24 protein-coding genes and 4 pseudogenes are annotated in these 24,085 nt (G+C 61.7%); 8 read left to right on the top strand and 20 right to left on the bottom strand.

All coding sequences use genetic code 11. The features are described from left to right. Positions 1-33: 33 nt before the first annotated feature. Positions 34-468: a DUF411 domain-containing protein gene (locus DQ405_RS03790; protein WP_168423014.1), complete on the bottom strand. Its 435-nt coding sequence runs from the start codon at positions 466-468 to the stop codon at positions 34-36. Positions 469-494: 26 nt separating this feature from the next. Continuing rightward, a complete protein-coding gene (locus DQ405_RS03785; RefSeq protein ID WP_168423013.1) occupies positions 495-755 on the bottom strand; it encodes a heavy-metal-associated domain-containing protein in 261 nt (86 codons plus the stop codon). Between the two features lie 364 nt (positions 756-1,119). On the opposite strand from DQ405_RS03785, the gene DQ405_RS03780 reads away from it, so the two are divergent. Beyond that, positions 1,120-1,575, top strand: coding sequence for a hypothetical protein (locus tag DQ405_RS03780; RefSeq protein WP_168423012.1), 456 nt, complete (start codon positions 1,120-1,122; stop codon positions 1,573-1,575). Between the two features lie 27 nt (positions 1,576-1,602). Here DQ405_RS03780 and trhA read toward each other — a convergent pair whose 3' ends face one another. The 7 genes from trhA to DQ405_RS03745 all read right to left on the bottom strand — a co-directional run bounded on the left by trhA (position 1,603) and on the right by DQ405_RS03745 (position 9,463). After that, positions 1,603-2,220: a PAQR family membrane homeostasis protein TrhA gene (gene trhA, locus DQ405_RS03775; protein ID WP_168423011.1), complete on the bottom strand. Its 618-nt coding sequence runs from the start codon at positions 2,218-2,220 to the stop codon at positions 1,603-1,605. A 28-nt stretch (positions 2,221-2,248) separates the two neighbouring features. Then, positions 2,249-2,935, bottom strand: coding sequence for a DUF4197 domain-containing protein (locus DQ405_RS03770; protein ID WP_168423010.1), 687 nt, complete (start codon positions 2,933-2,935; stop codon positions 2,249-2,251). 156 nt (positions 2,936-3,091) lie between these two features. After that, positions 3,092-4,729, bottom strand: coding sequence for a choice-of-anchor Q domain-containing protein (locus DQ405_RS03765; protein WP_168423009.1), 1,638 nt, complete (start codon positions 4,727-4,729; stop codon positions 3,092-3,094). A gap of 149 nt (positions 4,730-4,878) precedes the next feature. Beyond that, entirely contained in the window at positions 4,879-7,362 is a 2,484-nt protein-coding gene (plsB, locus tag DQ405_RS03760) for a glycerol-3-phosphate 1-O-acyltransferase PlsB (protein WP_168423008.1), read from the bottom strand. A gap of 223 nt (positions 7,363-7,585) precedes the next feature. Further along, positions 7,586-7,936, bottom strand: coding sequence for a hypothetical protein (locus DQ405_RS03755; protein ID WP_168423007.1), 351 nt, complete (start codon positions 7,934-7,936; stop codon positions 7,586-7,588). Further along, a complete protein-coding gene (locus tag DQ405_RS03750; RefSeq protein WP_168423006.1) occupies positions 7,933-8,643 on the bottom strand; it encodes a class I SAM-dependent methyltransferase in 711 nt (236 codons plus the stop codon). Before DQ405_RS03750 ends, DQ405_RS03755 begins: the two co-directional genes overlap by 4 nt. A gap of 505 nt (positions 8,644-9,148) precedes the next feature. Further along, positions 9,149-9,463, bottom strand: coding sequence for a YdhR family protein (locus DQ405_RS03745; protein ID WP_168423005.1), 315 nt, complete (start codon positions 9,461-9,463; stop codon positions 9,149-9,151). Positions 9,464-9,700: 237 nt separating this feature from the next. Between DQ405_RS03745 and DQ405_RS03740 the strand changes: the two are divergent. The 4 genes and pseudogenes from DQ405_RS03740 (at position 9,701) to DQ405_RS03725 (ending at position 13,638) form a co-directional block, all read left to right on the top strand. Next, a pseudogene (locus tag DQ405_RS03740) lies at positions 9,701-10,623 on the top strand (ABC transporter ATP-binding protein). After that, on the top strand, positions 10,620-11,351 hold the full coding sequence (locus DQ405_RS03735) for an ABC transporter permease subunit (RefSeq protein WP_168423004.1): 732 nt from the start codon (positions 10,620-10,622) through the stop codon (positions 11,349-11,351). The pseudogene DQ405_RS03740 and the gene DQ405_RS03735 overlap by 4 nt, the downstream one beginning before the upstream one ends. A gap of 10 nt (positions 11,352-11,361) precedes the next feature. Next, positions 11,362-13,197, top strand: a complete 1,836-nt coding sequence (locus tag DQ405_RS03730; protein WP_168423003.1) for a GldG family protein — start codon at positions 11,362-11,364, stop codon at positions 13,195-13,197. Between the two features lie 231 nt (positions 13,198-13,428). Further along, positions 13,429-13,638 (top strand): cold-shock protein, encoded by a 210-nt coding sequence (locus tag DQ405_RS03725; RefSeq protein WP_014852307.1) that lies wholly within the window; start codon positions 13,429-13,431, stop codon positions 13,636-13,638. Positions 13,639-13,727: 89 nt separating this feature from the next. Here DQ405_RS03725 and DQ405_RS03720 read toward each other — a convergent pair whose 3' ends face one another. From DQ405_RS03720 to dapE, 3 genes and pseudogenes are all read right to left on the bottom strand, one after another. Further along, positions 13,728-14,099: a hypothetical protein gene (locus DQ405_RS03720; protein WP_168423002.1), complete on the bottom strand. Its 372-nt coding sequence runs from the start codon at positions 14,097-14,099 to the stop codon at positions 13,728-13,730. Between the two features lie 127 nt (positions 14,100-14,226). Next, positions 14,227-15,031 (bottom strand): annotated as a pseudogene (locus tag DQ405_RS03715) (putative RNA methyltransferase). Next, positions 15,025-16,173 (bottom strand): succinyl-diaminopimelate desuccinylase, encoded by a 1,149-nt coding sequence (gene dapE / locus DQ405_RS03710; RefSeq protein WP_168423001.1) that lies wholly within the window; start codon positions 16,171-16,173, stop codon positions 15,025-15,027. The pseudogene DQ405_RS03715 and the gene dapE overlap by 7 nt, the downstream one beginning before the upstream one ends. Positions 16,174-16,363: 190 nt before the next feature. On the opposite strand from dapE, the gene tcdA reads away from it, so the two are divergent. Further along, on the top strand, positions 16,364-17,170 hold the full coding sequence (tcdA, locus tag DQ405_RS03705) for a tRNA cyclic N6-threonylcarbamoyladenosine(37) synthase TcdA (protein ID WP_168423000.1): 807 nt from the start codon (positions 16,364-16,366) through the stop codon (positions 17,168-17,170). A 55-nt stretch (positions 17,171-17,225) separates the two neighbouring features. On the opposite strand, the gene DQ405_RS03700 is transcribed toward tcdA, so the two are convergent. The 5 genes and pseudogenes from DQ405_RS03700 to DQ405_RS03680 form a co-directional block, all read right to left on the bottom strand. Then, on the bottom strand, positions 17,226-17,639 hold the full coding sequence (locus tag DQ405_RS03700; protein WP_168422999.1) for a SufE family protein: 414 nt from the start codon (positions 17,637-17,639) through the stop codon (positions 17,226-17,228). Continuing rightward, a complete protein-coding gene (locus DQ405_RS03695; protein WP_168422998.1) occupies positions 17,636-18,838 on the bottom strand; it encodes an aminotransferase class V-fold PLP-dependent enzyme in 1,203 nt (400 codons plus the stop codon). Before DQ405_RS03695 ends, DQ405_RS03700 begins: the two co-directional genes overlap by 4 nt. An 85-nt stretch (positions 18,839-18,923) precedes the next feature. Next, positions 18,924-19,958, bottom strand: coding sequence for a 2,3,4,5-tetrahydropyridine-2,6-dicarboxylate N-succinyltransferase (gene dapD / locus DQ405_RS03690; protein WP_168422997.1), 1,035 nt, complete (start codon positions 19,956-19,958; stop codon positions 18,924-18,926). Between the two features lie 45 nt (positions 19,959-20,003). Then, a complete protein-coding gene (locus tag DQ405_RS03685) occupies positions 20,004-20,375 on the bottom strand; it encodes an ArsC family reductase (protein ID WP_168422996.1) in 372 nt (123 codons plus the stop codon). A gap of 129 nt (positions 20,376-20,504) precedes the next feature. Further along, a pseudogene (locus DQ405_RS03680) lies at positions 20,505-20,836 on the bottom strand (thioredoxin family protein). Positions 20,837-20,962: 126 nt separating this feature from the next. On the opposite strand from DQ405_RS03680, the gene DQ405_RS03675 reads away from it, so the two are divergent. Further along, a complete protein-coding gene (locus DQ405_RS03675) occupies positions 20,963-21,208 on the top strand; it encodes a hypothetical protein (RefSeq protein ID WP_168422995.1) in 246 nt (81 codons plus the stop codon). An 11-nt stretch (positions 21,209-21,219) separates the two neighbouring features. Continuing rightward, on the top strand, positions 21,220-21,366 hold the full coding sequence (locus tag DQ405_RS03670) for a hypothetical protein (RefSeq protein ID WP_168422979.1): 147 nt from the start codon (positions 21,220-21,222) through the stop codon (positions 21,364-21,366). Positions 21,367-21,403: 37 nt separating this feature from the next. On the opposite strand, the gene dapC is transcribed toward DQ405_RS03670, so the two are convergent. The 3 genes and pseudogenes from dapC to DQ405_RS03655 all read right to left on the bottom strand — a co-directional run bounded on the left by dapC (position 21,404) and on the right by DQ405_RS03655 (position 24,082). Continuing rightward, positions 21,404-22,600 carry a succinyldiaminopimelate transaminase gene (dapC, locus tag DQ405_RS03665; protein ID WP_168422994.1) on the bottom strand — a complete coding sequence of 399 codons (1,197 nt, stop codon included), beginning with the start codon at positions 22,598-22,600 and terminating at the stop codon, positions 21,404-21,406. Positions 22,601-22,651: 51 nt separating this feature from the next. Further along, on the bottom strand, positions 22,652-23,317 hold the full coding sequence (locus DQ405_RS03660; RefSeq protein ID WP_168422993.1) for a COG3650 family protein: 666 nt from the start codon (positions 23,315-23,317) through the stop codon (positions 22,652-22,654). 55 nt (positions 23,318-23,372) lie between these two features. Further along, positions 23,373-24,082 (bottom strand): annotated as a pseudogene (locus DQ405_RS03655) (DUF3108 domain-containing protein). Positions 24,083-24,085 lie beyond the last annotated feature (3 nt).

Here is a 24,085-nt window from a genome sequence, read left to right as displayed (position 1 = left end):
ACCGGTGTGCGAGCGCTGCGGGAATGAGCGGACCTACTGCGCGGCGTAGTCAGCCATGACTACATCCTTACCGGCAGTCGTCAGGCCGATCACCTGATACGCCTGCGCGGGTTGGCCATAGTCCATGCCGGGCGAGCCCGACGGCATGCCTGGCACCGCGGCACCGAGCAGATCTGCGCGCTGCTTCAGCTCAAGGATTTGTGCCACCGGGACATGCCCTTCAACAAACTTGCCGTTGATTACGCCGGTGTGGCAGGAGCCGAGTCGCGGCGCCACGCCGAGACGTTGCTTGACCGCGCTCATGTTGTTTTCCACGTGGTCCCGGACTTCGAAGCCGTTAGCTTGCAGATACTTGACCCAGTCCTTGCAACAGCCGCAATTGGCGTCGCGGTGAACGTCGATGATTTCAGCGGCCTGTGCGCTACCGGCCATGAACAGCGCGGCGATGATGGCGAGTTTGAATTTCATTAGCGAACACTCCAGAAGAAGAAAAATCAGCGACAACCGCAGCCGCTGCCACAACCCCTCGCGGGCGCTGAGGTGGGGCTTGCCTGGTTGGCGAGTTGTGCCGGATAGCCGGCCTCGTCCAGCGCCGCGATCAGCGACGTGCTATCGGCATCGCCTTCGATTCGAACGCGGCCGGTAGCGAGATCGACCTCGACATCAGTGACGCCTGCGAGAGGGCTCAACGCTTGGGTCACGTGACGGACGCAGGCGCCGCACGTCATGCCCTGTACCTGAAGATTGATGCTCATGAGAGAAACCCCGCGAATGCCGGTCAATCCGGCTCGGCCTGATGTTCAACCTTTCCCTTATGGCAAGGTCAAGCGGCTGTCAGAACACCATTTGCGATCGTTGACGCGAATGCCATTCGATCATCGAGCGCGCTTCACGGGGAGATTCGTCGCAGCGGCCGCGACGGTGCACAGCGTTGGAGATTTTGTCTGCCAACGCGCCTGAATCCGCTTTTCGACAGATTGCCGAAGGCGATTGTTGTGCGGACCGACACCCAGCACTGGTCAATTGCCATCGGGCATGTTTGCATCGTTCTGACTACGGCGCTGCTCGACTCATTGCTCGGACATTCTGCCAGGCAACCCTCAGCGCGGAGGACGCAGCATGAACATCGAACGATGCGAAGACCTGATCGACTGGACCCGCCAGGCTCATGCCCGGCTGGCTGACTGCATGGCAGAAGCTGCCGATGAGCGCAGCGATTCGCTGGCGAAGATGCTGTTGGACTATCTGGTGCAGCATGAGCGGGAACTGACCGGAACCATTGCCCGGATCAAGGAACATGCTGACCCTCAGGCGTTGCAGACCCGGCTCCATGATGCCGTGCGTGGCGAGCTGCTGGTGCTCGAACTCGATAGCGAGGCCTATGGCCAGATGAGCGTCGATGATATCTCACGAGAAATCTTCGGCATCCACAATCAGATCATTGACCTGTACCGCTCGCTGGAGAGTCGCCCCGGCCTGGATCGGGCGGGCGAATTGCTCGGGGAAATGCTACAGCTCGAAGAGCAGGAAACCATGCGCCTGGCGCAGCAGGTCAATCGCATGCATGAGCTTTGAGCCCGCCGAAGGTGGCACTCGTCAGCCTCAGACCACGTAGCGCAGAATCGCCACGAAATGCAGCAGGCTGCCGGCGATGACGAACAGATGCCAGATGCCGTGCCAGTGGCGGAAACGATGGTCGTATGCGAAGAAGACGATCCCCACGGTATAAGACACACCGCCTGCGACCAGCCAACTGAAGCCGGCGGTGCCGAGCGCGCCGAGCAGCGGTTTGACGGCCACCAGCACGATCCAGCCCATGACAGCGTAGATGACGATGGACAGCACCCGTGCCTCCGATCGCGGCTTGATCTCCTGCAGCATGCCGATCACCGCCAGAGACCAGACGATGCCGAACAACCACCAGCCCCAGACCCCGCGCAGCGTGACGAGGCAGAACGGCGTATAGCTGCCAGCGATCAGCAGGTAGATCGACAGGTGATCGAGCTTCTGCATGATCACTTTCGCCCGGCCCCGCACGCTGTGGTAGAGCGTCGAGGTGCTATACAGCAGCACCAGGGTGAAGCCGTAGATCGCCACGCTGACGATCTTTACGATGTCGCCGTCCATGGCCGCTAGCACTAACAGCCAGACGGTCCCGATCAGAGCCAGCACACCGCCAGCGAGGTGCGTCCAGGCGTTGAGTTTTTCTCCGTGGTACATCGGTTTCAGCCCGGAACCACCTCCCTGTTCAATTGCCCATCAGCACGCCAAAGACCTTCTTCGCCACGCTGGTAGCTGCCTGTGTCGGGTTCTGGCGAATACTGGCTTCCTGCTCGGCAATGACGGTGAACAGTCCGTCGAGCGCTTGTTCGGCCACATAGCCTTCGACCGTGCCGTACCTGGCATCGAGCGCGCCGAGGCCAGAGGCTTTGCCGGCCAGTGCGTTGTACTGCTGAGCGACGCCAACCTGATCGGTCGCCTGCTTGATGATCGGCAGGAACTTGGCGCGAATCTCTTCTCGACTGGTCTTGTTCAGGTATTGAGTTGCGGAGTCATTGCCGCCTGCGAGGATCGCCTTGGCATCGGCAACGGTCATCTTTTTAACCGCATCCAGAAGCAAAGCCTGCGCCTGCGGCACAGCCGCTTCAGCCGCTTTGTTCATGCCGGTTTCGAGTTCTTCGACCTGCTGACCCATGCCCATCATCTTGAGCATGCGCGAGGCTTTGCCAATGTTGCCCGGCAACTCGATGCGAACATCAGGGTCTTCGCTGAATCCGCCCGGTTTGCCGAGCTGCTGCACCGCAACCTTGGCGCCCTGACTGAGTGCGTCTTTGAGTCCGGCGCTGGCATCGCCCTGGCTGAGATCCGAAAGCGAGAGGGCGTAAGTGCCGGCGGAAAGCATGAGGCCAACGATGAAGGTGGTGATGCGCAACATGGGGAATCCTCTGAATGATGCAGCAGGCAGGCGAAGAGCTTAAAGCGCCAGGCGCGGCGTGAAAACCACGGCAGCTTGTATCGGCCAGTTCGTTGACGCAAGCGCGCAAGCTCGCCGAATGAACTCCCAGTGCACGCCAGTTAGCTGCTGTGCGACTCAGAACTCGAATGCGCCTGGGTCGCACTTCCGGTCATCCCGCGGCCTGCCGCGCTGGTCGGTGTCGGGGCATAGCACGCCGCCCATATCGATGGGATCGAAGTAGGGGCTGTCTTCGAGCGGTTCACGCAGCGCGACGGTGCGAGTCGGGCCGCCGTTATCCTGCAGTGCGCCGAGGTACAGGCGTACCCCGGCTTCGTCCGCGGTGGTCGGGGTGAAGCCGCAGCCGCCGAGAAGATCGTAAAGTCCGCCTCCGGAGCCACCGATGGCATTGAAGCTGCCGCTGATCAGCGTGCCACTGCAGAACGGCATATCGTTGAAGGCGCGTATTTCGACCAGGCTGTTGGCCAGGCGGAACTCGCCGGTACCGGTATGACTGAACAACTGAGAGTGATTGCTGAACGTCGCGTTGCGGACCGATATCTTGCCGTCGACATTGCCGATCTCTGCGGCTCGGACACCACCGGTGGTGCTGCGATTGTCGATGAACGTGCTGTTCAGGATGTCGACGGTGCCCTGATAGTTGAGCAGCCCGCCCCAGAAGCGCGCGTCATTTCCGGTGATCAGACTGTCGCGCACATACAGCTGCGCCGTCGGGCCCATGTTGGAAATGCCGCCGGCGTGCCCGGACTCGCGTCCGGTCGAGTTCTGTTCGATGGTCGAGCGCGCGACCAGCGCCTGGCCCTCGTTGAACAGGCCCGCGCCACGGTTGCACAGGCGTCGGCTTGGAAAGGCCGCGCAGGAGGTTTCCAGCTCATGATCGATGGTGTTGCCGCGCAACAGCATCCGGTCCATACGCAGGTTGCCGCGATTCCAGATCGCGCCGCCGCCGCTGCCCATGGGCCGGCCGTTTTCCAGTCGCAGATAGCTGAGCGTCACCGCCCGCGGCGAGCTGGCATAGATATCGAAGATCCGGTCGATGGCCCCTGCGTCGACGATGACCTGGAGATCGGCGTTCCTCGCCGCACGTCCAAGTCCCGTCAGCGTCAATCCATCAGTGATGTCCAGGTCGCCGATCGCATCGTTCGGTATGTCCGCGGTCTCGCTACCGGTTAACGACAGCACGTAGTGCCCCGATGGCACCTCTATCAGATCGTGGCCCTGGTGCGCGTTGCTTTCCATCACCGCGGCCCTCAGCGTGCAGCGACTGGTAATGGATCGGCAGTTGCCATCGCCAGGTTCGATATCCACCTCGTCGTCCGTACTGTCCACACGCAAGGTCAGGCCGATGGATGCTGCGCAATCGTCTGGCAGCGGCTCGCCAGTGACATTCAAGACGTAGCCCGAGGCTTCCGGGAAGCGCTTTTCGCGCACCGTGCTCGAATAGCCGGAGCCGAGCCAATTGCGGCGCTGGTAGCCGACGCTGAAGTGATAGGGGATGTTGGTTTCGCAGGTGTCGGCGAAGTAGCCCACCGCATATTGATCGCCTGGCAGCAGCATCATCGACCACGGCGTACCGTGGATTACCGCATTGACGTGGGCGATCCGGTTTCCACGACCGTCGACTTGCGCCCGCAGCAGATAGAGCGGCACCGGCGAACGTGCAACGGAGGAGGGCGTGAGATTGGTCAGGCTGGGGGTTGCGCAACCACCCAGGCCCACGAGGAACGACAAGGCGATCAAGCTGGCGCGTGTCATACAGGCCCCTTTCGGCTACAGCCGAAGGATTATCGTTGGATTGCCTGCTGAGTATGGGTGTCGTGCTTATTACTGATCGAACGATTCGGCATTAAGCCGAATCGCCGTTAGCGTGGTTTTTGCTGAGGTTGTTCCCTGCGCGGGTGGATTCAACCCGCTGGTGCTTCATCCTCGTGCCGCTCCAGCGCCACCTGGCGAATGGACAGGCGGATCTCGGCGGGCAGTACGCGCTTGGCGACACCTTCGGCCAGTTCGCCGAGCTTGTCGTGGTAGCCGAGCTTGCCGGTGGCGTCCTGACGCAGCACGTCCTGGTCCTGCAGGCTCTTGATGAAATGCCGGAACAGGCTCTTGTCGAAGAATTCCGGCGCGTTCAGCCCATGCAGGATCGACAGGCGCTGAGCCATGACCGTGCAGAGGTTCTCCAGCTCCTCGGCATCGAGGCTGTGCTGGCCGCTGTTGAGCAACAGCGAAATCGCCATGTAGAAACGTTGCAGGGTCTGCACGATAACCCGCGCAAGCAGCGTCAGTAGCATGAACTGGCGTGAGCTGGGCGCAGGTCGCACATAGGTTTCGCCGTCTAGCTTGAGCAATCCCTGTTCGACGAAGGCGGCCAGCCATTGATCGACCACCGTTGCCAGCTCTTGCGGCTCCCAGCGAATGAATAGCTCGGCGCGCAGGTACGGATACAACGCCTCGGTGAAGCGCAGGATTTGTTCGCGGCTGATCCGTGCACTGCTCTGGAAGAAGCTTGCCAGCAGCGCTGGCAGCGCCAGGATATGCATCACATTGTTGCGGTAGTAGGTCATCAGAACGGCGTTCTGCTCGTCCAGAAAGAGGATATTGCCCAACGCATCCTTCTGTTCGGCCAGCAGGCCGAGGTCCTTCACGTAATCGATCAGCGCCTCGCCATCGCCGTCCGGCAGCGTCGTATGGGGCGAGTAGGGCACCGCGCGCAGCAGGTTCTGGTAGAGATCGAGGACGCGCGCCAGCGAGCGCCGATCCAGCGCCTGGCGACTGGTGGAGAGCATGGCCAGCGCCACCAGATTGACCGGGTTGACGGCCGCCGCATCGTTGAGTCGCTGAGCGATGCGCTCGGAGAGTCGGTTGGTGGTCTCGCTAAGCCATTCAGGGCGATAACCTGGCGCGAGGTTCTGCTGACGCCAGCCGGGCTGCTCGCGCTCAAGGAATTCGTTGAGCTTCAGTGGCTCGCCGAAATTAACCCAGACTTGGCCGAAGCGCTGCTTGAGCGCGCCGATGACCTTGAAGATGTCGAAGATCGATTCCTTCTTCTTAGTCGCGCCGCGCAATTCGCCGAGATAGGTGCGGCCTTCCAGCACCCGTTCATAGCCGATGTAGACCGGCACGAAGAGGATCGGCAGGCGCGAGGAGCGCAGGTAGCTGCGCAATGTGATCGCGAGCATTCCGGTCTTCGGTTGCAGCATGCGTCCGGTACGTGAGCGCCCGCCCTCAACGAAGTATTCCACGGGGAAGCCGCGGCTGAAGAGGGTGTGCAGATACTCATTGAATACCGACGTATAGAGCGGGTTGCCCTTGAACGACCGCCGCATGAAAAAGGCGCCACCGCGGCGCAGCAGACTGCCGATTACTGGCATGTTGAGGTTGATACCCGCCGCGATGTGCGGTGGCGTCAGACCGTTGCGGAACAGCAGGTAGGAGAGCAGCAGGTAATCGATATGGCTGCGGTGGCAGGGCACATAGATGACCTCATGGCCTTGCACCGCCTCCTGTAGCGGCTCTAGATGATTGACGCGGATACCGTCGTAGATCTTGTTCCAGAACCACGACAGCACGAGCTCGAGAAAGCGCACGGCGGTGTAGGCGTAATCCGATGCGATCTCGTTGCCGTAGCGCAAGGCGCGGGCTTCAGCTTTCTCCAGCGAAATATTTTCGCGTTCGGCTTCCTCCTTGATCGCCTGACGCACCTGGGGTGCATGCACCAGGCCTTTGACCAGATTACGACGATGCGACAGGTCCGGACCTATCACGGCCGTTTTCTGATTACGGAAATGTACCCGCAGCATGCGATGGGCCATGCGCAGCGTGCGCTCGTGGCCCTTGTTTTGCGCGACCAGTTCGTTGAGCTGGATCGGCGCGGAGAACTGCACACGGGTCTTGCGGCCGAGCATGATCATGCTCATCAATTTGCGCAGCCGCCCAGTTACAGCCCAGCTGTCGGCGAACAGCAGCTTCCAGGGACTGGTTTCACGCGCCGGATTCTGCCCCCAGAACACCGTTACCGGAATGACTTGTGCGTTGTCCACCGCGTTCTGTTCCAGCGCGCCGACCAGACGTACCAGTGGCGCGGGCGGTTCGACGCGCGTTCGCGTGCCGAACCAGCTGGCGGCGGGGTTGAGAAAGATGAATGCCGCCGGCTCGATATGATCGCCCACCGCCACCTCGGCCACCGGGCGCGGCAGACCGGCCTTGCTGCATTCATGATCGAGCACCGCCAGATCACTCAGCGAAGCGCGCTGCAGGACGTAAAACACCGGCTTGCTGCGGTCCAGCTTGAGGGTAAATGCGGATTGATTGATGGTTTCCGAGCGCACCCAGAAGTACAGCACGCGGCGCACTACGAAGAAGATCAGACGGCGAATGGGGGAGCGGGTCATACGATAGGTTCGGCTAGATAAGGGGGGGGCGGTGCCCTCGAAGGCGGCAAGTGTGCCGTAAGCGGGGTTGGTCAGCAAAAGGTCTAATCCTTTCGAATGGCTGACTTCACTCACTCAAAGGCGGAAAAGTTGGGAAACCGGAGAGTAGTTCGTTCGGGCGCGGTCTTAGCGAAACCGCAGTGTGGATAAGGCTGGGTCGTCGCGAAGCGCCACCGTACGGTCATCAACCCACATCGGGGCGACGGCTACTGCGAACGCGAGCGCCCAGGTAGGCACTGCCCGGAAACAGCAGCGACCACAACAACAGAAATACGAGGCCGACGGCGATCAGCGGGCCAGACGGCAGGAGTGACAAGTACATGAACTGCCCGAAGACGCCTCCGGTATAGAGTGCCCAGAGCGGCTTCGGCACGATTAAGCCTGTCAGTAAGCCCGTCCCGATCAACGCTGCGGTGTAGTACACACCGCCCGCATCCCATGGCTCGGCATGGCCGGTCAGCCACGGAGACAGCGCCCAGATGGCAGCGCCCGCGAAGGCGGCGATCAGGAAGGCAAGGGCCCGCGAGCGATTCATGGCGCGTCGGCTGCCTCACGTCTGGAAAACCACGCATGGATAAGGCCTGCCTGATAGACAGGGATCGGCTCGTCAAAGCCGGCCGATCGGATGATGGACGCTACCCGTGCAGGAGGCAGGATCGCAACGTCTTTGACGTAGGCTGCACGCATCTGCTCAACGGCGGCCGCCGAAATACCAGCGGCCGCCATCATCGTCAGCCAGGGCTTGAGAAGGGCATCGTACTGGGCGGAACCGGTATCGGAGGCTAGATCGGAGCTCGCCAATATCGCCCCAGGACGAAGCCTTGTGGCAATAGCCCGGAAGAAGTCGGCACGGGCTTCGAGATCCAGAATGAACTGGGACACGAGGAAGCACGTCGCGCCGTCGAAAGCGCCTTGGTCAGGCAGGGATTCCAGATACCCTTCATGAAAATGGCAGCGCGAGGCAAAGCCACCCTTCACCGCCTTGTCGCGGCACGCATCGAGCATGGCGCCGGATGGCTCTACGGCGGTAAAGGACCAGCGAGGAAAACGCTTGGCGAGATAAACGATTTCCTCTCCTGTACCGGTCCCGACGCTGAGTATTCGTGCATCCGCCGGTAGTTCCGCCAATACCGCTTCAAGAATGAAGTGCAGCGCCTCTCGAATGGGGGCCGTTCTGGCCCAACGCTCGTCGTAGCTCGCTGCCTGTTGATCGAAGAGGGCTGTGATCTCATCGCTGCGCATAGAATTTCCAATTCGGCTGAGTGGGGTGAAGCGTAGCCCATCGCATGTGAGCGAGATGGCGCCGTGAACTACGCCTGGGACGGGGCTAATGAGCCGTTGCGCATCATCGGAACTTCAACCCCAGCAATGCCATCAAGCCGTAACCCAGACCGGCGGCGCCCAGACCCCAGGCTAGGAGACGGGTATGGCAATCGCTGCCCACATGTGGGCTTCTGGATCGGCTGGATAAACCATAGAGGTGAAGGCCACCCAAACCGGGAACATCAGCGCTGCAGCACCTACCGCCAACAAGGCTCGAACGCGGTGTTTACGCATGTAGCCCGCAATGACAAGCGTTGTAATAAGGAGCGCAATCAAGCTCATCTACCCGCTGATAAAGGCTCTCTCGTGGAAAATTACCAACGCGGCTCGATGGTGTCACCGTGCGCCGCATCGGGCGGTTCAACAAGTCCCAAGTGAGTGGCGCCAAGACTGACGATGGGATCGTTAAGGCTGCCTCGCCAAGCTAATCATCCGAATGAATCGCCTGGGAAATGTTGTCGACTACGACGGGGCTGTCGAAATAGGTAACTGACGGCTCGGTGCCGTACTTTTCCCGGACAAGAGTCTTCCAGCTTTCGGTGTAGAGCGCCTCGGCTTCGGCTTGGGATTCCCATACATAGATGCCGCCTGCTGTGCTCCCGTCCTGAGAAAGCACATAGTGCTTACGGACGAGCCCGGCCACGCCTTGATAGGTCGGTGCTGTGCTCAGGAAGATTTCTCGTGCCTCGCTCCGAGTGATGGGACTGGGCAACTGGAATCGGGTGATGGCGATGATCATTCGGTTTTTCCTCTGCGAAGATCTGATGCGTAACCTGGTTCGCCATGCTGACGCAGCGGGCGGCTTCGGTCGGCATGGGCTTGCATGGGGCTAGTGCAAGCGAGACACCCGCGCATGGGGATATCGAACGCTGCGACGCCCGCGCTGGTTGCAATGCCCGGCGTGCTCTTTTTATAGTCCGGCCCGCATTGGACCCGTCTTGCCGGTTCGGCCGTGGGTCCGCCATGGGTGAGAACGATGATCGAACTGAAGAATCTGACGAAAAGGTTTGCCCGGCACACGGCGGTGGATGCGCTGACATTCAGCGTTCAACCCGGCGAAGTACTCGGTTTTCTCGGCCCCAACGGGGCGGCAAGTCCACCACCATGAAGATGCTGACCGGCTTCCTGGCACCGACGTCCGGCACGGCGAGTATCTTCGGCTGTGACATTCAGACCCAGACGCTGCAGGCCCAGCGCCAGATCGGCTATTTGCCGGAGGGGGCGCCCTGTTACGGCGACATGACGGTGCGTGGCTTTCTCGACTTCATTGCCGAGGTTCGCGGTTATCGCGGCCTGGATAAGCGCGTGCGGGTCGACACGGCAGCAGGCCAGGTGGAACTCGATACGGTGCTCGGTCAGAGCATCGAGACCCTGTCCAAGGGTTTCAAGCGCCGTGTCGGGTTGGCGCAGGCGATTCTGCATGACCCTCGCGTACTGATCCTCGACGAGCCCACCGATGGGTTGGACCCGAACCAGAAGCATCAGGTGCGCGAGCTGATCCGTGGACTGGCGCAGGACAAGATCGTGATCATCTCCACCCATATCCTCGAAGAGGTCACGGCGGTCTGCACCCGAGCGGTGGTGATTGCCAGCGGACGTCTGGTGGCCGATGGCACGCCGTTCGAGCTGGAAAGCCGCTCCAAGTATCACCAGGCGGTGACGCTGGTCAGCAATGACCCGCTGGATGACATCGCGCTGGCGGCGCTGCCGGGCGTAGCTGGGGTCGAATTCAACGAGCACGAACATAGCGTTACGGTGCTGGCCAAGCCAGGGCAGGTGATCTTCCCGCAGATCAACGCGTTGATTACCCAACAGGGTTGGGCGGTGAAGGAGCTGGATGTGGAACGTGGCCGGCTGGATGAAGTGTTCCGTACATTGACTCGTGGGGAGGCGCTATGAGCCAGTTGCCGGTGATCTTCAAACGCGAGCTGGGCAGTTATTTCGCAACGCCGCTCGCCTACGTGTTCATTTTGATCTTCCTGGTATTGTCTGGAGTGTTCACCTTCTACCTGGGCGGCTTCTACGAACGCGGCCAGGCGGATCTCGTACCGTTCTTCAGCTTCCACACCTGGCTCTATCTGTTCCTGATTCCGGCTATCGCCATGCGGCTATGGGCGGAGGAGCGCAAATCCGGCTCCATCGAATTGTTGATGACGCTGCCAATTACCCGCTTCGAGGCGGTCACCGGCAAGTTTCTCGCAGCCTGGGTGTTCACCGGGATTGCGCTGCTGCTGACGTTTCCGATGGTCATCACCGTCAACTACCTCGGCGAGCCGGACAACGGCGCAATCGCCACCGGCTATTTCGGTAGCTGGCTCTTGGCCGGGGCCTTTCTGGCGATCGGCTCGTGCATGTCGGCGCTGGCGAAGAACCAAGTGATCGCGTTCATTCTGGCGGTCAGCGTGTGTTTCCTGTTCATCGTCAGCGGGCTACCCATGGTGCTCGATGCCTTCGCCTGGGCACCGCAGTGGCTTGTGGATGCAGTGGCTTCGTTGAGTTTCCTGATCCGCTTCGATGCCCTCAGCAAAGGTGTCATCGACCTGCGAGACCTGTTGTATTTCGTCACGCTGATCATCGCCTGGCTGGCGGCCACTGCCGTGGTCGTCGATCTGAAGAAAGCGGCATAAGGAAACCCACATGAAACGAGTGATGTATTCGGGTGCCGGACTGCTGCTGATCGCGCTGGCCTTCCTGGCATTCAACGCCTTTTCCAGTCTGGCATTCACCGATGCGCGGTTGGACCTGACCGAGCAGAAGCTCTACACCATCTCCGAAGGCACCGAGACCATTCTTGGGGGGCTCGAAAAGCCCATCGAGTTGCATTTTTTCTATTCGGACGAGGCGACCAAGGGCCTTGTAGCGCTGCGCAATTACGCGCGACGTGTGGAGGAATTGCTGCGTGCTTACGAGCGCGAGGCTGATGGCAAGCTCAAGCTGCACGTGATTGACCCCGAGCCGTTTTCCGAAGAGGAAGATCGTGCCGCCGAACTCGGGCTGCAGGCCGTGCCGCTGAACCAAGGGGGTGACAAGGTTTACTTTGGCCTCGCGGGCACCAATGCTGAAGGTCAGACGCAAAGTATCCCGTTCTTCCCGCTGGATCAGGAAGAGTTTCTCGAATATGAGCTCAGCCGCCTGATTCAGAGTCTGACATCGCCGCAGTTGCCGGTCGTTGGCGTCCTTTCGGGATTGCCGATCACGGGTGGCTTCGACATGCGCACCCAGCAGGCAACGCCGCCGTGGATGGTGCTCGAGGAAGTGCGTCAGCTGTTTCATATCGAAAGCCTCAAGCGCGACGTCGATATGATTCCGACCAGCGTTTCGGTACTGATGCTGGTGCATCCCAAAGATCTGCCGGAACAGACGCTCTACGCCATCGATCAGTTCGTCCTGCGTGGCGGCAAGCTGCTGGTGTTCCTCGATCCGTACAGCGAAGCCGATCCGGGTATGGGCATCGGGCCCGGTGAGTTTGGCGACGGCAAGTCGTCGGACCTGGAGCCGCTGTTCAAGGCCTGGGGGGTGCGCATGGCGCCCGGCCAGGTGGTGGGCGATGCGTCCTACGCGATGTCGGTAGGCGTAGGTGCCGAGCGCCGACCGGTCCGGCACCCGGGCTGGCTGAACCTGCCGCAGCGCACCATGGATATCGATGACGTCACCACCGCCTCGCTGGAAAGCCTGACCATGGCGACGGCCGGCTACCTCGAACCGCTGGAGGGCGCCACGACCCGTTTCACGCCACTGGTCCAGAGTTCCAGTTATGCCATGCCGTTCGAGGCGGAGCGCTTCGCGACGCTTGAAAATCCTGAGGCGCTGCTGCGTGATCTGGAGCCCTCGGGCGAGCGCTATACGCTTGTCGCGCGCATCCAGGGCCCGGCGCAGTCGGCCTACCCGAACGGCATCGAAGGCCGCAAGGACGGGCTAAAGGAAAGTGCCAGTATTAACGTCATTGCGGTGGCGGATACCGATCTGTTGGCTGATCGCATGTGGGTGCAGGTGCAGGACTTCTTCGGGCAGCGCATGCCGCAGCCCTGGGCCGACAATGGCACCTTCGTGGCCAATGCGCTGGACAATCTGTCCGGCACCGATGCGCTAATCAGTGTTCGCTCGCGTGGGCGCTTCGCCCGGCCGTTCGTGGTCGTCGAAGAACTGCAGCGAGAGGCCGAGAACCGCTTCCGTGAGAAAGAGGAAGCGCTGCAGCAACGACTGGCTGCCACCGAGGCGCAGCTTGCCGAGTTGCAGGACCCGAGCGCGGAAGGTGCGATAGCGCTCACCACCGAACAACAGGCAGCGCTGCAGGGATACATGCAGGAGAAACTGCGCATTCGCAAGGAGCTACGCGAGGTGCGTTACCAGCTCAACGCCGACATCGAGGCGCTGGGCCGCGTGCTGAAGTTCTTCAACATTGCCCTGGTCCCGCTGGTGTTGACCTTGGGCGTGTTGCTGATGTGGCTGTGGCGCCGGCGCAGAGCGGGTTGATCGGGCTGCCGTCCGGCACATCGACAGCAGTGCATCGCTTGTCACTGCTGTCGATGGCCGCAAAAAACCCGAAGACGAGAATATTTCCTGTTCTATACTCGTCCGGCGATCGCCCTGAAACGCGCTTGTCACGCCTGCTCCGCTATCCTGCTGTCAGGCGGCCCGCAGCGGCTTAGGCCTGATCGTCCCTCCCCGAACGGGGAATAATAAGAATCGAGTTGGAGAAGTAGGATGGCTGAGCGCGAAACCGGAACCGTCAAGTGGTTCAACGATGCCAAGGGGTATGGATTCATCCAGCGTGGCAGTGGTGCGGATGTGTTTGTTCACTACCAGGCCATTCGTGGCGAAGGCCACCGTTCTCTGGCCGAAGGTCAGCAGGTGGAGTTCTCGGTGACCCAAGGCCAGAAGGGCCTGCAGGCCGAGGACGTGGCGGGGCTCTGATAGCTGCGCTCGGAAAAGAAAAGCCCGTCGATTGGCGGGCTTTTTGATGTGTTGCGCCTGAATGCACCGGCCGCTGCATGAGCCGGCATTCAGTCGGTACGCCAGATGATTTCCGCCTCGCCGCGCTCGCTGACGCTCATCCAGCGATCAGCATCTTCAACCGATTCTTCTTCCTGCCAGCCACCTGGCGCGCAGCGGACTTCCACCTCCAGCGCCGCATAGGCGTCGCGGGCGCAGGCGATGTCGTCCTCCCAAGGCGTCGCGTCGCTTTCCAGCAGCAGGCTGTGCCATTTGCCAACCGCCTTGGGAAGCCAGGTCACCGGAATATCGCCGGCCTTGCATTTGAAGGTCTTGCCCTTGGGTTGCCACGGTGAGCAGGGCCCGAGAGCCTGGTTGAGCCAATCGGTGACGGCATCCTGACTGGCGTCCCTGAGGTAGATCTCGATGTCCGGTTGACGCATGGGCGGTGGCCTTGTCTGGTGGTGGTTACTACGTGTTGATCAGTGAGTGCAGTGTTAGCGGGACCGCTAGCGACCGCGCGAGCATCGATACGGATCAGCCGCTGCCTTTGCCTGCGTTCAAGGTGATTTACCGGTCTCGCTCGATCCAGTCGTAGCGTATCGCAACCCGAACCTTGAGTGGCGCGCCGATTACCGCCGCTCGGCGTTCGGCACTGGCGCGCCAGCCGTGCGGCGTCATGGCCAGCAGGTCGGCGCGGGCTTCTGCGCTGTCCAGTTGCAGCTCGTACTTAAGGGTTTCGCCGTGCGCCAGATGCATGCCGTCGGGAATCAGCGACAGGTGCTTCTCGTCATCGTAGTCACGTATTTCGTCATACAGCAGGCCGCGCAGTTCCCACAGGTGCTCGCGGGTCGGGCCCATACGCAGCAGCCCGCCACCAGGGGCGAGCAGGCGGCGGGCTTCGCTCCAATCCAATGGGCTGAACACGCTGGCGAGCAGGTTGCAGCTGGCATCGGCAAGCGGTACCCGGGCCATGCTCGCGATCAGCCATTCCAGCTGCGGCGCACGTCTGCAGGCACGCTTGACCGCCTCGCGTGAGATGTCCAGCGCGTAACCCTCGGCATGCGGCAGCGCCTGAGCGATCTGCGCGGTGTAGTAGCCCTCGCCACAGCCGATATCCAGCCAACGCTGTGGAGAGCGATCGGCGGCCAGTTGCGCCAGGCGCTCGGCCAGCGGGGCATAGTGGCCGCCGTCGAGAAAGCGTCGACGCGCCTCCACCATGGCCTGGTTGTCACGGCGCCCGGCTGTTCTTGTGCTGTACCGGCAGCAGGTTCAGATAACCCTGGCGGGCACGATCGAAACGGTGATTGGCCGAGCAGGCGACCCCGTTGTCGACCTGACTCAGTGCGGCCTGGCAGATAGGGCAGATCAGCATGCGAGCAGATTGACCAGGGTCTGGTAGTAGATCTCGGTCAGCAGATCGAGATCGCTGGCGAGGATGTGCTCGTCGACCTGGTGGATGGTCGCGTTGACCGGGCCGAGTTCGACGACCTGGGTGCCCAAGGTGGCGATAAATCGGCCATCGGAGGTGCCGCCGCTGGTGGAGGGTGTAGTCTCGCGACCGGTTACGCTGCGGATCGCCTTGGCGACGCCGTCGAGCAGGTCACCCGGCTCGGTAAGAAATGGCAGGCCCGACAGCGCCCAATCAACGCTCCACTCCAGACCGTGCTTGTCGAGAATCGCCGCGGTGCGCTGCTGCAGCCCCTCAACCGTGGACTCGGTGGAGAAGCGGAAGTTGAACACCGCTTCCAGCGTGCCGGGGATGACATTGGTGGCGCCGGTGCCGGCGTTGAGGTTGGAAATCTGAAAACTGGTCGGCGGGAAAAACGCGTTGCCATCGTCCCAGTGTTCGGCAGCCAGTTCGGCCAGTGCCGGCGCCGCGAGATGAATCGGATTTTTCGCCAGGTGCGGATAGGCCACGTGGCCCTGCTGGCCGCGCACCGTCAGGGTGCCGCCGAGCGAGCCGCGGCGGCCATTCTTCACCACGTCGCCGACCAGTTTAGTGCTCGATGGCTCACCGACGATGCACCAATCTAATCGCTGGCCACGCTCACGCAGGCGCTCGACCACCGCCTTGGTGCCGTGGTGGGCTGGGCCTTCTTCATCGCTGGTGATGAGGAAAGCGATCTGTCCCTTGTGATCCGGGTGGTCAGCGGTGAAGCGTTCCACCGCAATGATCATTGACGCCAGGCTGCCCTTCATGTCCGCCGCGCCACGACCATGGAGCATGCCGTGCTCGTCGATGCGCGCTGCGAAAGGCGGGTTCTGCCACGCCTGCAGCGGCCCGGTGGGCACCACGTCGGTATGACCTGCAAAGCACAGCACTGGGCCGTCGTTGCCGCGAATTGCCCAGAAGTTCTCGACGTCCTCGATGTGCATCGGCTCGATGGCAAAGCCGCAGGCGGCGAGCCGCTCGCTCATCAGTTGCTGGCAGCCCTCGTCCAGTGGGGTCACCGACGGACGATTGATCAGCTCGCAGGCGAGTTCAAGGGTTGGCGAGAGGGCGGCGGCAGTCATCACGGCTCCGAGGCAGGCGGGGGAAGGGGCGCCATATTAAAGCAAAACCCGTTTCCACCGTGGCTTGCGTTGCTTGGAATGACCATTGTCAACATGCCTGAAGTCGCCCGGAACGATCGGGCCGCCCGCCAGCCCTGTGTCGGCAAGGGCGAAGGTCTTATAATCGGCGGACTTTTCCGGGGGGATCGACATGTCCATCGACGACCAGCGTTTCGGCGGCATTGCACGTCTCTATAGCTCTTCCGGCCTCGAGCGGTTGGCTGCGGCGCATGTGGCTGTGGTGGGTATCGGCGGGGTTGGCTCATGGGCGGCCGAGGCGCTGGCACGAAGCGGCGTGGGCGAGATCAGCCTGTTCGACCTGGACGATGTTTGCATCACCAATACCAATCGGCAGATTCACGCGCTGGAAGGCGCGGTCGGCAAACCCAAGGTGGACGAGATGGCCGCACGCATCCGGGCCATCAACCCGGCTTGCGTAGTGCATGCGGTCGCCGACTTCGTTACTCGCGAGACCATGCCCGAGTACATTACCGAGCAGATGGATTGCGTCATCGATTGCATCGACAGCGTGCCGGCCAAGGCAGCGCTGATCGCCTGGTGCAAGCGACGCAAGATCCAGATCATCGCCACCGGCGGCGCCGGTGGGCAGGTGGACCCAACGCAGATTCAGGTCGCCGACCTAAACAAGACCTTCAACGATCCGCTGGCGGCGAAGGTGCGCTCGTTGCTGCGTCGCGAGTACAACTTCTCCCGCACGCCGGGCCGCACCTACAGCGTTCCCTGCGTGTTCTCCACCGAGCAACTGCGCTATCCCACGCCGGAAGGTGGCGTCTGCCAAAGCAAGAGTTTCGTAGGCGAAGGGGTCAAGCTCGACTGTGCCGGCGGTTTCGGCGCAGCGATGATGGTCACCGCCAGTTTCGGCCTGGTGGCAGCAGCACGGGCGGTCGACAAGTTGGTCGCCGGGGCAAGGCGGCCTGCGGAGCGCACTCGGGGTTGATGGCTTTACGGTTGTTGAAGACGGGCGGATAACCCATCGGCCGCGAGGAGTTCGATCAGCCGGCCGATGCCAGCTCGCGCATCCGCAGGAGCACGGCATTCATACCGTTGGCACGGGAGGGTGAAAGTTGCCGAGCCAGCCCGAGCTGCCCGAACCAGTCCGCCACGTCCAGCCGCTGCAGCTCGTCTGCTCGCGAACCGTTGACACGCACCAGCAGGACAGCGAGCAAGCCGCGTAGCAGGCGCGCCTCGCTGGTGCCCCGGAAGTGCCAATGATCACCGCGCGTCTCGCCGATCAGCCAGAGCTTGCTGTCACAACCAGCAACCAGATTGCTGTCGGTGCGCTCGGTGTCGTCGAGCGGCTCGAGGCGATCGCCTTGCTGCATCAGCAGGCGCGCCCGCTGTTCCCAGCCGGTGGCTTGCTGGAAGCGTTCCAGCGTTTCGCTGGCCGCAGCGGGAAGCTCGCTCATTGCAGCAACTCCAGCCCCTGATCGAGGGCATTGAAGAATCGCTCCAAATCGGTGCCATCGTTGTACAGTCCGAGCGATACGCGAATGGCGCCATCGACCCTCAGCGCTTTCATCAAGGGTTGAGCGCAATGCGTTCCGCTGCGTATGGCAATCCCTTGCTCAGTAAGCAGGTGCGCCAGATCGCCATGATGCACGCCATCGACGGTGAAGCTGGCCAGTGCCAGCCGCGGCTCGCCCAGCAGCTTTACCCCTTTGCGTACCGCGAGCCCTGCCAGCAGCGTCCTGTGCAGTGCCTCTTCGTGGCGGTTCACAGCCGCTGCGTCCAGTCTGGACAGGTAATCCAGAGTTGCACCGAGACCAATGACTGCGCCGATTGGCGGAGTGCCGGCCTCGAAGCCCAACGGCGCGGCATGGAACTCGGCATGGTCGAAATCAGCGACACGGACCATTTCGCCGCCGAATTGCCAGTGCTTGAGCTTGAGCAGCGACTCGCCGCGGCCATAAAGCGCGCCGACGCCTTCCGGCCCGTAAAGCTTGTGGCTGGACAGCACGTAGAAATCGCATGCCAGCGACTGCATATCGTGTCTGCCATGGACGACGCCCTGAGCACCGTCGACTACCGTCAGCGCGCCCTGGGCCTTGGCCAGGGGCAATAACTCGGTAAGCGGCTGCCAGACGCCGAGCACATTGGACAGCTGGCTGACGGCAAGCAAACGGGTTCGTGGACCGATCAGGCTGGCGGCGGCTTCCATGTCGATTGCACCGCGATCGTTCAGCGGCAACACTAGCAACTTGGCGTTACGCCGCTTTGCCAGTTGCTGCCAAGGCAGAAGATTGGCGTGATGTTCCAGCGCGCTGACGACGATCTCGTCATCCGCCTCAATCAGTGGTTCGAGACCATAGGCGAGCAGGTTCAGCGCTTCGGTGGCACCGCGGGTAAAGACGATTTCGGTCGGGCAGGCCGCATTGAGCCATCGCGCCACCTTGATCCGTGCGTCTTCGAAGGCGCGTGTCGCGCGTTCAGCCGGCTGATGTTGGGCGCGGTGGACATTGGCGGTGCCGCAGGTGTAGTAACCGGTCAGCGCGTCGATCAGGGCTTGGGGTTTCTGTGCCGTGGCGGCACTGTCGAGATAGGTCTGGCCCTGGGCTTCGAGAATCGCCAGGGCCGGAAAGTCGGAACGCCAGGGGGACATGAGCATAGCGTTAGGCCTGAAGCTGGAGGCTGGAAGCCGAAGCGGTGCGCTGTTGCTTCCAGCTTCCGGCTCAGAGCTTCCAGCCAAGCGGTCAGTTATGCGCGTGCAGCGCTTCGTTCAGCTCGATCGCGGATTTGTGGGTCTTGCATTCCACAGCACCGTTCTGGGAGTTGCGGCGGAATAGCAGATCGCTCTGGCCAGCCAGCTCACGTGCCTTGACGACCTTGACCAGTGCGCCCTGTTCGTCGAGCAGGTTCACCTTGGTCCCGGCGGTGATATAGAGACCGGCTTCAACGGTGTTGCGATCACCGAGCGGAATACCGATGCCGGCGTTGGCGCCGATCAGGCAGCCTTCGCCAACCGAAATGACGATGTTGCCGCCGCCAGACAGAGTGCCCATGGTCGAGCAGCCGCCGCCCAGGTCCGAACCCTTGCCGACAAATACACCAGCCGATACGCGGCCTTCGATCATGCCGGGGCCTTCGGTACCGGCGTTGAAGTTGACGAAACCTTCGTGCATGACCGTAGTGCCTTCACCCACGTAGGCGCCGAGACGGATACGCGCGCTGTCAGCGATGCGCACACCAGCCGGGACCACGTAGTCGGTCATCTTCGGGAATTTGTCGACTGAACTGACCTCCAGCAAGTAGCCCTTCAGGCGAGCTTCCAGCTGACGCTCGGCCAGTTCGGCCAGGTCCACCGCACCCTGGTTGGTCCAGGCGACGTTGGGCAGCAGGGGGAAGATGCCTGTCAGGTTCAGGCCGTGCGGCTTGACCAGACGATGGGATAGCAGATGCAGCTTGAGGTAGGCCTCGGGGGTGGAGGTCAATGGTGCGTCTTCGGCCAGCAGCGTGACCACCAGCGGGCGCTGGCTCTCGGCCAGGCGAGTCAACAATGCATGTTGAGCGGCGTCGAGCGGCTTGATGGCATCGGCCAGTTGTGCGGCCTGGGTGGTGTTGATGCTGATGGCCTGGTTGCCGCCTTCATAACCGAGCAGCGGGGCGATGACGGCGACCAGCTCGCCGGCCGGGTGCAGCAGCGGCTGCGCATAGAAGACTTCCAGCCAGCTGCCCTGACGATTCTGGGTGCCGACGCCGAAGGCCAGGCTGAATAGAGTGTTGCTCATGGGGGAATCCTTCTTATCAATCACGCTCATCATGGCGAGCGGGTGTCAGTTCTTGGCTGCCAGCTCGGCAGCGTAGATGTCCGGCTTGAAGCCGATCAGCGTTTTGTCGCCCCGGTCGAGCACCGGTCGCTTGATCATCGACGGTTGGGCCAGCATCAGCTCGATGGCCTTGGCCTGATCGAGGTCGGCTTTTTGCGCGTCGTCCAGCTTGCGGAAGGTGGTACCCGCACGGTTGAGAACGATCTGCCAGCCGTGTTCGTTGCACCAGGCTTCCAGGTGGGCGCGGTCGATGCCGGCGCTCTTGTAGTCATGGAAGTCATAGCTTAGCCCCTGCTGATCGAGCCAGGTACGGGCTTTTTTCATGGTGTCGCAGGCCTTGATGCCGTACAGACAGAGTCCTTTGCTTTTCTCGGGCATAACAGCTCCGCATTCTCCGGCCAAACTGGGCCGCGGATTATGCCACGATGAGACGAAGCCTGCCGTCCGAGGCTGTGCCTGCATCGAGCGTTACTCCTGCCTCTTGTTTCTGGGTTGCCCTGCTATGTGTCAGTCCGTAGTGCGATCGATCTGGCTGAGCAATTCATCAATCGGCTGGGTACTGGTGGGGCGCACGACGCGCCCCAGCTCTTCTCCCTGGCGCATCAAAATCAGGGTTGGCCACAGCTTGACGCGAAATGAGCGGCCGAGTGGTCGCCCGGACCGTCTTCTATCTTCAGGTGGCGAAGGTTGCGCGCGGCCATCGCGCTGCTCAACGGCGGTTGCGCCGCTCGGCAGTGACCGCACCAGGCCGTGCCGAATTCGAGCAGGGTGAATCCCTCGAGGGCGTTGACCTCTGCGCGCGAGGGTGCGTTGGCGGTATAGATATCGTTCATGGGCATGATTGGGCTCCAGATCCTGTAAGTGGTGGAGTCGCGACAGCGGCTGTCGGTTCATCCCGAAACCCGTTCGACCTTTTTCTCCCTCCACGTTGTCCACTGTTCACAATCGCAACGATGAGGTCATGTATGGCACGCAAGCATTTCGAAAACCATGAGGCCATTTCGTCTGCCGTTCCAGCCGAGGGCGGTTTCGAGGCAGTAATCGCCGTGAAGCGTCGCGATACGGATGAAAATGCTCGGGTAGTCACGGTGGCCAACGGCCGGCGTTACGACCTCGCATCCGAGGCTGATGTCGCAGCCGAGGCGGCCCTGACCAAGGTCAGGGAGGTCAACGACGACGGTGAGCTAATCTGGGAAGAGAACGCAATCTGACGGAGGACGCCATGAACGAGCCCGAAAAGCCGGATGTGGACGAACGCGACAAGCGCGATGAAGCCACCACAGCGGACATTCCGGAACATATGAAACCGGAAAACCTGGAAAAACTGCGCGACTACGGCAAGGACAAGATCCCGCCAGGTGTTGCCTGAACCGGTAAGCCGGACGCCGCAACGTCCGGTTCCGGCCTCATGACGTGGCGATAAAGCTGCGGATTCGCTCGGCGGCCTCGATGCAATCAGCCAGCGGCGCCACTAGCGCCATGCGGACCCGACCCGTGCCGGGGCTGACGCCATCTACTTCACGTGACAGATAGGATCCCGGCACGACGGTGACGTGTTCGCGGGCGAAAAGATCGCGGGTGAATCGTTGGTCATCGGTGGGCGTCTTCGGCCACAGATAGAAGCCGCCATCGGGTCGTTGCACGTCCATTACTGGCGTGAGGATATCCAGCACTGCATCGAATTTCTCGCGGTAGAGCTGACGATTGGCTTGTACATGCGCTTCGTCATTCCAGGCGGCGATACTGGCCAGCTGTGTCTGCACGGGCATGGCGCAGCCGTGGTAGGTGCGGTACAGCAGAAAATCCTTGAGGATGTCTGCGTCGCCCGCGACGAATCCGGAGCGAAGTCCGGGCAGGTTCGATCGCTTGGACAGGCTGTGAAAGACCACGCAGCGCTTGAAGTCATGGCGGCCCAGTGCGGCGCAGGCGGTTAGCAGTCCTGCTGGCGGTTGCTCCTCATCGAAATACAGCTCGCTGTAACATTCGTCCGCGGCGATGACGAAATCATGCTGGTCGGCCAGCGCGATCAGCTTCTTGAGCGTCTCGAGTGGTACCAGCGCACCAGTCGGGTTGCCGGGCGAGCAAAGGAATAGGATCTGCGTGCGTCGCCAGGTTTCGGCGGAGACCGCATCGAAATCCGGATTGAAACCGTTCTCGGCGGTGCAGGGCAGATAGTGCGGCGTCGCACCGGCCAGCAGTGTCGCGCCCTCGTAGATCTGATAGAACGGATTGGGGCTGATCACCAGCGCATCAGCGCTGCGGTTGACGACTGCCTGCGTGAAAGCGAACAGCGCTTCGCGGGTGCCGTTGACTGGCAACACGTGGCGCGCCGGGTCCAGACTTCCTGCCGCCACGCCGAACCGACGCTCGCACCAGCGGGCAATTGATTCGCGCAGGGCAGGAATTCCCAGGGTGGACGGATATACCGCCAGCTGATCGAGATTGGCGGCCAGTGCCTGGGCGACGAAGTCAGGCGAAGGATGTTTCGGTTCTCCGATCGACAGCGCTATCGGGCGTTTCTTGGCCGGCGGTTGCGCGTCGGCAAGCAAGGCGCGAAGTTTTTCGAACGGGTAGGGCTGCAGCAGGGACAGGTCGTCATTCATGGTCGGGGTCTTCGAAGCGTAGGGAAGCGCGCATCTACGCACTTCGGTAGTTCATTCGGTGCGCGCGCCGCCGTAGTAGGCGCAGCCACGTAAGGTTTGGTCGTCCAGACGCAGCTCGGCAGTCAGGTGGCTGACGGCGCCCGAGGCGCTGTCGATACAGCGTTGGGGGGCAACCCAGAGATCAATGTGCTGGTTATTGGCCTCGCTGCTGAAGTTGATCTGCCCGCCCGGCAACCGTTCTTCCAGATAAGGTACGGCCAAGGGCGTCTGGCCGGGGCGCTGGAGCAACATGCCTTGAGTCGTGATGCGTACGCTCCAGCCCGGCTCGTGACCGCTAGCGCGCAGCGTCAATTGAGCAAATTCGCTGCTTTCGCAGCCGTGCCCTTCGCCCTGCAAGCGATAGACCTGGGTCAGATGCAGTTGGTTGCTGCCATCGGCTCGCGAGATCAGCCTGCCAAGAACGTCGGCGAACAACGGCTGGCCAGATTCGGCGAACAGCGCCTGAGTGTCTTCCGGCAATCCGGTTGCGCCGGCATCGAGCAGTTCCACCTGCCGCTGGCCCTGGCAGGTACGCAACAGCAGCATGCCATCGCTGAGCGCAACCTCGCCCTGCAGCCGCTCGATGGGTTGCCCTGGGGGTTCATCGCTCCAGGGGGAGAACTGGCAACCCGCGAAAAGCGGAAGCAGAGTCAGCAGCAGGGTGCGGGGAAAAGTCATGGTGGGCGGCTGTGACGGAGGGAGTCACTGCGCCAGTGGACTGGCGCAGTTGGAATCAGTCACCTTTTACGGCTTTACCGGCCACGGTGCCTTCTTCGAGCATGATCTGATATTCCTTGCCGTCCTTTTCCACCTGATGCAGGCGGACCAGCAGATAATCCCAGTCAGTGGCGAACCAGAGGATTGTCTGGCGCTTGCTTTGCGTCGGATCACGTACGCGCTCTACCTTGATCGCATCGACCTGCCCGGCCTTGGTGCTGACCTTCTCCTCACCAAGAACGCGGAAATCGTAGGTTTCGATCTCATCCCCGTCGACGACCTGATAGCTCATGCTCTTTTCGCCCGCCGCCACGGCGTGCTGAAGCGCAATCTGGTACGTGGATTTGTCCAGCAGGCCGCGGTTGAGTGGCAGCTTGACCGGGTCACCACGATCTTCACCAACGACCTGCTTGGCCGCCCAGTCGAAGTCGTGCTTGATGGTCTTGCCCTTGCCGAGTCCGCTACGCTTCAGGCGGTACTTCTGCGGTACGAGGTTTTGCCCTCGACCTTGAAGGTGCTGCGTTCATTGAAGCTGGCAACCAGCATGGACGCTTCGAAGTCCAGCTCCCAGGTTTCGTCATCGAGCTTCTCCAGGCTGCGCTGGGCAGTGCCACTGACGGGAACCTGTTTCCAGTCCGCGGTGTAACTGGCGGAGAAGGGCTTGAGCTCCAGGGCCTGAACTGGCAGGGCCAGCACGGCAAGAGCGAGCAGCAAGGCGCGACGCATAAT

The organism is Pseudomonas sp. SST3 (genome assembly GCF_003325755.1).
This window is presented reverse-complemented; position numbering and strand designations above follow the sequence as displayed.

Excerpts from the sequence above, each read along its gene's own strand:
- DQ405_RS03790 (WP_168423014.1), bottom strand. The coding sequence starts at position 468 with ATGAAATTCAAACTCGCCATCATCGCCGCGCTGTTCATGGCCGGTAGC.
- DQ405_RS03785 (WP_168423013.1), bottom strand. The coding sequence starts at position 755 with ATGAGCATCAATCTTCAGGTACAGGGCATGACGTGCGGCGCCTGCGTC.
- DQ405_RS03780 (WP_168423012.1), top strand. The coding sequence starts at position 1,120 with ATGAACATCGAACGATGCGAAGACCTGATCGACTGGACCCGCCAGGCT.
- trhA (WP_168423011.1), bottom strand. The coding sequence starts at position 2,220 with ATGTACCACGGAGAAAAACTCAACGCCTGGACGCACCTCGCTGGCGGT.
- DQ405_RS03770 (WP_168423010.1), bottom strand. The coding sequence starts at position 2,935 with ATGTTGCGCATCACCACCTTCATCGTTGGCCTCATGCTTTCCGCCGGC.
- DQ405_RS03765 (WP_168423009.1), bottom strand. The coding sequence starts at position 4,729 with ATGACACGCGCCAGCTTGATCGCCTTGTCGTTCCTCGTGGGCCTGGGT.
- plsB (WP_168423008.1), bottom strand. The coding sequence starts at position 7,362 with ATGACCCGCTCCCCCATTCGCCGTCTGATCTTCTTCGTAGTGCGCCGC.
- DQ405_RS03755 (WP_168423007.1), bottom strand. The coding sequence starts at position 7,936 with ATGAATCGCTCGCGGGCCCTTGCCTTCCTGATCGCCGCCTTCGCGGGC.
- DQ405_RS03750 (WP_168423006.1), bottom strand. The coding sequence starts at position 8,643 with ATGCGCAGCGATGAGATCACAGCCCTCTTCGATCAACAGGCAGCGAGC.
- DQ405_RS03745 (WP_168423005.1), bottom strand. The coding sequence starts at position 9,463 with ATGATCATCGCCATCACCCGATTCCAGTTGCCCAGTCCCATCACTCGG.
- DQ405_RS03735 (WP_168423004.1), top strand. The coding sequence starts at position 10,620 with ATGAGCCAGTTGCCGGTGATCTTCAAACGCGAGCTGGGCAGTTATTTC.
- DQ405_RS03730 (WP_168423003.1), top strand. The coding sequence starts at position 11,362 with ATGAAACGAGTGATGTATTCGGGTGCCGGACTGCTGCTGATCGCGCTG.
- DQ405_RS03725 (WP_014852307.1), top strand. The coding sequence starts at position 13,429 with ATGGCTGAGCGCGAAACCGGAACCGTCAAGTGGTTCAACGATGCCAAG.
- DQ405_RS03720 (WP_168423002.1), bottom strand. The coding sequence starts at position 14,099 with ATGCGTCAACCGGACATCGAGATCTACCTCAGGGACGCCAGTCAGGAT.
- dapE (WP_168423001.1), bottom strand. The coding sequence starts at position 16,173 with ATGACTGCCGCCGCCCTCTCGCCAACCCTTGAACTCGCCTGCGAGCTG.
- tcdA (WP_168423000.1), top strand. The coding sequence starts at position 16,364 with ATGTCCATCGACGACCAGCGTTTCGGCGGCATTGCACGTCTCTATAGC.
- DQ405_RS03700 (WP_168422999.1), bottom strand. The coding sequence starts at position 17,639 with ATGAGCGAGCTTCCCGCTGCGGCCAGCGAAACGCTGGAACGCTTCCAG.
- DQ405_RS03695 (WP_168422998.1), bottom strand. The coding sequence starts at position 18,838 with ATGCTCATGTCCCCCTGGCGTTCCGACTTTCCGGCCCTGGCGATTCTC.
- dapD (WP_168422997.1), bottom strand. The coding sequence starts at position 19,958 with ATGAGCAACACTCTATTCAGCCTGGCCTTCGGCGTCGGCACCCAGAAT.
- DQ405_RS03685 (WP_168422996.1), bottom strand. The coding sequence starts at position 20,375 with ATGCCCGAGAAAAGCAAAGGACTCTGTCTGTACGGCATCAAGGCCTGC.
- DQ405_RS03675 (WP_168422995.1), top strand. The coding sequence starts at position 20,963 with ATGGCACGCAAGCATTTCGAAAACCATGAGGCCATTTCGTCTGCCGTT.
- DQ405_RS03670 (WP_168422979.1), top strand. The coding sequence starts at position 21,220 with ATGAACGAGCCCGAAAAGCCGGATGTGGACGAACGCGACAAGCGCGAT.
- dapC (WP_168422994.1), bottom strand. The coding sequence starts at position 22,600 with ATGAATGACGACCTGTCCCTGCTGCAGCCCTACCCGTTCGAAAAACTT.
- DQ405_RS03660 (WP_168422993.1), bottom strand. The coding sequence starts at position 23,317 with ATGACTTTTCCCCGCACCCTGCTGCTGACTCTGCTTCCGCTTTTCGCG.